This window comes from Paenibacillus tabacirhizosphaerae (assembly GCF_040812395.1).
In the GTDB taxonomy this organism is placed as follows: Bacteria; Bacillota; Bacilli; order Paenibacillales; family NBRC-103111; genus Paenibacillus_E.
Window position 1 is genome coordinate 58,882 of the sequence record NZ_JBFNXH010000022.1, and the last position, 6,459, is coordinate 65,340.

Annotated in this window: 8 protein-coding genes; 2 read left to right on the forward strand and 6 right to left on the reverse strand. The window is 49.2% G+C overall.

Annotated elements, in window-relative coordinates; all coding sequences use genetic code 11:
* Nucleotides 1-75 precede the first annotated feature (75 nt).
* The 6 genes from ABRS97_RS25165 to ABRS97_RS25190 form a co-directional block, all read right to left on the reverse strand.
* Nucleotides 76-1,110, reverse strand: a complete 1,035-nt coding sequence (locus ABRS97_RS25165) for an HD-GYP domain-containing protein (protein ID WP_367818553.1) — start codon at nt 1,108-1,110, stop codon at nt 76-78.
* A 5-nt stretch (nt 1,111-1,115) separates the two neighbouring features.
* Nucleotides 1,116-1,670, reverse strand: a complete 555-nt coding sequence (locus ABRS97_RS25170; RefSeq protein WP_367818554.1) for a methylated-DNA--[protein]-cysteine S-methyltransferase — start codon at nt 1,668-1,670, stop codon at nt 1,116-1,118.
* A 75-nt stretch (nt 1,671-1,745) separates the two neighbouring features.
* Nucleotides 1,746-2,918 carry a tRNA epoxyqueuosine(34) reductase QueG gene (gene queG, locus ABRS97_RS25175; RefSeq protein ID WP_483312499.1) on the reverse strand — a complete coding sequence of 391 codons (1,173 nt, stop codon included), beginning with the start codon at nt 2,916-2,918 and terminating at the stop codon, nt 1,746-1,748.
* Nucleotides 2,919-2,953: 35 nt separating this feature from the next.
* A complete protein-coding gene (lepB, locus tag ABRS97_RS25180; RefSeq protein WP_367818556.1) occupies nt 2,954-3,553 on the reverse strand; it encodes a signal peptidase I in 600 nt (199 codons plus the stop codon).
* Nucleotides 3,554-4,108 carry a DUF402 domain-containing protein gene (locus ABRS97_RS25185; protein WP_367818558.1) on the reverse strand — a complete coding sequence of 185 codons (555 nt, stop codon included), beginning with the start codon at nt 4,106-4,108 and terminating at the stop codon, nt 3,554-3,556.
* A gap of 143 nt (nt 4,109-4,251) precedes the next feature.
* A complete protein-coding gene (locus tag ABRS97_RS25190) occupies nt 4,252-4,683 on the reverse strand; it encodes a GNAT family N-acetyltransferase (protein WP_367818560.1) in 432 nt (143 codons plus the stop codon).
* A gap of 295 nt (nt 4,684-4,978) precedes the next feature.
* Between ABRS97_RS25190 and ABRS97_RS25195 the strand changes: the two genes are divergently transcribed.
* Nucleotides 4,979-5,167 (forward strand): hypothetical protein, encoded by a 189-nt coding sequence (locus tag ABRS97_RS25195; RefSeq protein ID WP_367818562.1) that lies wholly within the window; start codon nt 4,979-4,981, stop codon nt 5,165-5,167.
* Between the two features lie 88 nt (nt 5,168-5,255).
* Entirely contained in the window at nt 5,256-5,867 is a 612-nt protein-coding gene (locus ABRS97_RS25200; protein ID WP_367818564.1) for a superoxide dismutase, read from the forward strand.
* Nucleotides 5,868-6,459 lie beyond the last annotated feature (592 nt).

The following is a 6,459-nucleotide window of genomic DNA, read 5'->3' on the forward strand; positions in this document are numbered from 1 at the left end:
CTGCTTATCCAATATTAAAAATGATCGATTACCTCATCATAGCATTTCTATTCATCCGTTTTCAAATCAGCAAACTCACGTTAGCACCTGCTCGATAAAGACAGTCGTATGCTTCGCCAGATCGATTTCCTTAATTTCCAGCTCCCTGTCGAGCACATCCTGCTTAATGACTCTAATAATCGGACGGCTAGGCAGACCACGATGCTGGCCGACTACGACACCCGATTCTCGCGTAGACAAGCGCACCGAAGCTCCCGTCGGGTAAATAGAAACAATTTTCAGAAATTGAATCAGCACTTCCCGATCCAGCTTCGTCCCGGCTAGCGCCATCATATGTTCACAGGCCTCGTGAGGCTGCATACGGCGGCCCAATGAGACATCGAACAATAGATTATCATACATGTTGGCTACGGCTGTTATCTTAGCATACAAGTGGATTTCCTCACTCTTCAAGCCGCGAGGCACACCGTCACCAACCAATGTCTCATGATGCTGGAAGGCAACATGCGCGATCAATAGGCTGTACTCCCGCTTACTTTTGAGCAATTCGAAACCGCGCCATGTATGATGCATTTTCGGATCCACCGATTCGTCATCCGATATCAGCTCAATTTTGCCGACATCATGCAGGAGCGCTCCAATCGCCAATTCTTTCAATTGGCCCTCATTCAGTCCCATATTAATGCCGATAAGCACAGACATCATGCACACATTCGTGGCGTGAACGTACATCTCGTTATCTTGGGAGCGAATATCCGATAATTGGATAAGCACGTCTTTGTTCTTCATGACCTCGTCTAGCAGTGTGTTGATCGAAACGCTGATCGATCGCGTGTTAAATTCCTTGCCAGAGCGAATGGAATCGAACGTTTCGCCCATCCGTTTCATGACGGTTCGCTTCGTCTCTTCTGAAATAATTTCGGGAATTTCGACATCTTCCAGATTCGGGTCCTTGATATAAATCATCGTAACCCCGATCCTGTTCAGCGTATTAATCATAAATACCGTTAGCTGCACATCTTCTGATAGCAAAATAGCTCCGTTGCTGGAAAAGATCGTCCGCCCCAAATATTGTCCAGGCTCAACGGAATCCAAATGCACATATTTCATAGGATTCACTCCATGGTAGTTGTATTGTTTGTTCCCAGTTGCGAGTTGCTCTCCAATGCCAATAAAACCACTTTGATAGGAAGCCCTCCCCCATACCCGACCAGTTCCCCGTTTGCACCAATGATTCGATGGCATGGGATGATCACAGGGATCGGGTTGCGGTTGTTTGCGCCGCCAACGGCTCTTACAGCTTTGGGCGAGCCAATGGCTTCCGCGATATCTTTATACGATGCCGTCTTGCCATAGGGCACAGCGAGAAGCGCTTTCCACACTCGCTTTTGAAAATCAGTCCCCTGCAGATCAAGCGGCCCCTCAAATGTATAGATTTCTTTATTAAAATACTGCCTCAACTGCTCCGCGATTGGCCGCAAATGCTGCTCGTCTTCTTGAAGCTCATGCGTCCCAAACCAACGCGCAGCCCAAGCCTGAAGCTTCTCTTGATTGTGCGTGAAAGTGCCGAATTCGACTGAACATAGGCCTTTGCTGCTGGCGACGAGCACAAGCGGACCTATAGGAGAGGATACCTCTGTATATCGTAGCAACTCTGGGGCCTGTGTCATTGTTTATCATCCTTTATGCGTATTGTAAAGCGGCTTAACACAGGCGAAAATTTCTCGCCCCTGTAAAGGACTCTCCTAGCACTCACTCGCAACGAGAAAGCTTGCTGCTTTCTCAATAGCCTGCTGAACCTCCGGTTCCCGCTCGCCAGCCAGTGCTTGTCCGAGCGCATCCGCCGCTTCTTCCCCGCCAATTCGTCCAAGCGCCCATGCAGCAGTCGCCCGAATTTCCGGTCGCGAATCCGTAAGCAGAAGCTCCGATAAAATCGGCACCGCTGTCTGATCTTTGAAGTTCCCTAGTGCGATAATCGCATTGCGCTGTATCGGTTTCTTGCCTCTCCACGAGGCTGAGATGCTCCCATACTGTTCCTTAAACTCTTTATTCGTCAATGTTAAAAGCGGGATCAGCAGTGGCTTTACCTTTTCCGGATCCGGTTGAAGCTCCGGTTGATGCGTCCAGTTCATGCCCTTATTCTTCGGGCAGACGATCTGACAAGTATCGCATCCGTACAGCCGATTGCCGATTTTCAGCTTGTACGCGTCATCCACGTACCCCTTCGTCTGCGTAATGAATGAAATGCAGCGGCTCGAATCGAGCTGCCCTGGCCCGACGAGCGCGCCAGTCGGACACGCATCGATACAAATCGTGCAGTCCCCGCATTGATCCATAATAGATGTATCGGAAGGGAAAGGAATATTCGTTATGATTTCCCCCAAATAGACCCATGAGCCCCACTCTGGCGTGATGATCGCGCAATTTTTGCCGCTCCAGCCGATGCCAGCGCGCTCGGCAACGGCACGGTCGACAAGGACGCCCGTGTCGACCATGCTTTGCATCCGCGCGTCAGGCACGCGCTGTGCGATGAAGGCCTCCAGCTTCGCGAGCCGGTCGCGAAGCACGTCATGGTAGTCGCGGCCCCATGAGGTGCGCGAGATGATCCCGCGGTAAGCCCCCGGCTCCGAGCGAGGGGGATTCGGCAGCTTCGACGGGTACGCGACAGCGATCGCGATGATCGACTTCGGCGCGTCGAAGCTGAGCTCCGGGCGTACCCGCTTCTCGATGTCCGGCTCCTCGAAGCCGGATTCGTACCCCTTCTCCCTGTGCTGGAGAAGAATGTCTCTTAAAGCGGAGAACGGCTCCGCTGATGCGAAGCCGACTTTATCAATACCGAGCGATGACGCGGCTTCCATAATCTCTTGTTTGATCGTGCGCCAATCCGCATCTGTTCCTGCTGCGATGGAAACCGCCACTACCCTTCACCTCTCGTTCATTTGTCACGAGTTCTTTATAGCTTTGCGGCCACCGATAACGGCCACACGACGAATTCCGCCCGTCCTTGAATCAGTCCGGTCGGCACACTGCCGAAGCGGCGGCTATCTAGACTTGCTGCCGCATGGCGGTTATCGCCCATTACGAAAACGTGCCCCGGCCCGACATAGGTCGGACCGAAGTCTCCGTCGCTGATGGGCGAATCGGTATACGGCTCCAACACCTCAGCGCCGTTCACATACAAAACACCGCTTCGGCTCTCCACCTCATCGCCGGCAATGGCAACCACCCGTTTCACCAGATACGGGTGATCCGGCATAGCCCGCTCCTCGGGCTCCCGCAGGATGACGACTTCTCCGCGCTTTGGCGCCATCAGATAGGTAATGGCTTTATTGACAATCAGCCACTCCCCTTCCTGCAGCGTGGGCTGCATGGAACTGCCCCGTACGGTAGAAAGATTAAAACCGAATTGATGCGTTAGAATAACAACGAGCAGAGCTACAAGAATAGATTTAGTCCAATCCCACAGTTCTTGCGTTAAGCTTTTGGCCTCATCATTTACCGATCGTCTGGAGGCTGCTTTATTTTGTTCATTGCGCTGTACAAAGAAGCTCACTTAGGCCCCTCCGTTCCTCATCATTTCCCATTGCTCATAATAATAGAGTACCAGATCATCCTGAAATGGGGGTTTGCCTGCATGCACCAGTTCCAACACGGCAGCCAAGCCTTCTTGTACTTTTTCTTCAACAAGAGAGGAATAATGATAATACAGTTTGTGGCGCTCGTATTCTTCCTGGTCAACGACATGAACAGAACCGTCCGGCATCCGGATGAGATCAAGGTCGTAATCGATATACGTCAATACGTGCCCAGCCACATACAGCGGCGATGCGATATTGCAGTAATAGCGTATGCCGTTCTCCTCAATTAAAGCTACGATATTAAACCACTTTTTCGGGATAAAAAAAGATACGCCCGGAATTCGGCTAACCCATTCCTTGCCGTCCGCTTCCTGGATCTTCGTTTGGCTGTTGATGAACACCATCATCTCCTGCTCCCGATGATCAGCATGAAGCATGCTTTCCGGAACCCGCCAGTTGCTAAGCCACATTCGATGAAGATGTCCGTCATGCTTGAAGCTTTTTATCACATAAGGCGTGAACACATCCATGTCTCAAAGCTCCTCTATGCTCTCTGCCGATAATTGTTCCGATATTATATAGAAAAGCATATCTTCTCCCCAATTGCAACGGCGGAAAAGATATGCTTCCATGGTCCGAACAGTTTTCATTTCATAAACAAAGATTGGATCTGTTAAACGCTGACTTTCTTCACGATGCTCAAACGGTGAGCAGCCCGTGAAAAGTCCGATGTGCTGTACCCTGCGGATTCGTACACAGGCAGTACAATCTCATTATGAGCATCAACAGTCACCATAATTTTGTTTACGTTCCGGTGGAGGAACCTCGTCTTCATGGCTTCGATCAATGCTTTGCCAATCCCTTTGCGTTGATACTCCGTTGCAACCGCGATCCGATAGTAGTAGCCATTGTTGTTGTCGATAGTGCCAATAATCAAGCCTACAATTTGCGCTTCTTCTTCAGCAACCAAGACAAGTTCAGTATCCCAAGATAGTTGACGGGCAAAGGCTTCAATCGTCTCTTCGTAACAGGTTTCCGATAGTACATCCTGCAGAAGTTCAGTTACCGATGAAGTATCTCCAAGCTGAAATGAACGAACGTGCATACGGTTCTCTCCCAATTCCATATGAATTTTTGTCGGAATCATTTTCTAGTGATTTAGTAAATACGACAAAAAAATCCGAAATCCTGCTGAAAAAGTGTTAAAATTCACAAAAAACTGTGTTTTTTTATGTTTTTCTACTGAAAGCGCTTAATTGCAAGCGTTTACAAAGTATTTCGTGTAAAAATACCCAAACCTATCCAATTCGACAGTCTTTTCCCGGCTATCTTTAGGCATGCATGCATAAATTGTGGAGGATTATGAGAGCTTATAGTTGGAATGCTAGGAGGTGAACATCATGTCAGATTCGTATCCACGGGAAATACGGGATATGCAAGAGCTCAGTTCCATTAAACCCAATGAATGGACAGAGATCGAGCTCCGTGCCAATCACAGAGTCATGAGCGACCTATCCCCTTGGCTCAATGAGCAAGGAACTCATATTCACAATCAAATCATCCAGGAAATTGAGCGTCGAGGGGTCTGACTTAGTAAACATACTTGTTGCTTTATTATCTAAATTCCTTCATAATGAAGGAGTAGGAACTACATAATTTTAGGAGGTATTTTATACAATGGCACATCAATTACCAGCTCTTCCGTACGCAAACAACGCCCTCGAGCCGCATATCGACGCAAAAACGATGGAAATCCATCACGACCGTCACCATAATGCATATGTAACAAACCTCAATGCAGCACTGGACAAACACCCGGCGCTTCATGAGAAATCCCTGAACGACCTGATTGCTGATTTGAACAGCGTTCCTGAAGATATCCGCACAGCGGTTCGCAACAACGGTGGCGGACATGCGAATCACTCCCTGTTCTGGGAAACAATTGGTCCAGAAGCTGGCGGAGCACCTACAGGCGCATTGGCAGCAGCCATCGAAAGCGAGCTTGGCGGTTTCGATAAGTTCAAAGCCGATTTCGCGGCAGCAGCTACAACTCGTTTCGGTTCCGGCTGGGCATTCCTTGCAGTTGGCAAAGACGGAAAGCTTAAAGTATACAGCTTGCCTAACCAAGACAGCCCGATCTTCGAAGGCGAAACGCCAATCCTTGGTCTGGACGTATGGGAGCATGCATACTACCTGAACTACCAAAACAAACGCCCTGACTACATCGCAGCGTTCTGGAACGTTGTGAACTGGTCCGAAGTAGGCAAACGTTACGACGCAGCGAAATAAGTTGCATTGTGGGAAAGGCGATCCGTGAGGGTCGTCTTTTTTTTAGTTGTTTTAAGATGAGCAAGCTTGGTTTGGAAAGATGGTACTGTAAGCGGTTCACCGAACCATTGGATTCTTTGAAAGACGTGATCATGAGTGGGCTAGCGGAACTACGGTGCGTTATGGCTAGTCATATCGGCTAAAATGGACGTTTCGCGGAACTACAGTACTCTATGCAAAAGAAATTGGGAGTTACACGCTAGCAATTGCCCGTTTAGCGCATCACAGTTCCTCTTCATGGTGAAAAACAGGAAGTTTTAAGAAATAACGCACCGTAGTTCCGTCGTTATAGCTATGCGATAGCCCATGATGGAGAAGAGAAGTGGAAGACAGCTCAAAGTAGAACAAGGGAATGGGACTGGGGTGGAGAAGCATTAGCGACCGGAACCCCGTTCCAATCCACACCCATGCGCCACATATCGTTTATACCAAGGACGCCGCTAGGCGTTTTTCTTGTGCTCATCAAGGGCAGCGCGCATCTTTCGGAGGGCACTGAAAAAGTCCTTTCATACGAAAAAGGTACAGTCCTTCAAGAAAATGGAGGAGGCTGTAC

Bases quoted from the DNA above. Each gene is read 5' to 3' on its own strand.
- ABRS97_RS25165 (WP_367818553.1), bottom strand. From the start codon at position 1,110: ATGAAATATGTGCATTTGGATTCCGTTGAGCCTGGACAATATTTGGGG.
- ABRS97_RS25170 (WP_367818554.1), bottom strand. From the start codon at position 1,670: ATGACACAGGCCCCAGAGTTGCTACGATATACAGAGGTATCCTCTCCT.
- ABRS97_RS25185 (WP_367818558.1), bottom strand. From the start codon at position 4,108: ATGGATGTGTTCACGCCTTATGTGATAAAAAGCTTCAAGCATGACGGA.
- ABRS97_RS25190 (WP_367818560.1), bottom strand. From the start codon at position 4,683: ATGCACGTTCGTTCATTTCAGCTTGGAGATACTTCATCGGTAACTGAA.
- ABRS97_RS25195 (WP_367818562.1), top strand. From the start codon at position 4,979: ATGTCAGATTCGTATCCACGGGAAATACGGGATATGCAAGAGCTCAGT.
- ABRS97_RS25200 (WP_367818564.1), top strand. From the start codon at position 5,256: ATGGCACATCAATTACCAGCTCTTCCGTACGCAAACAACGCCCTCGAG.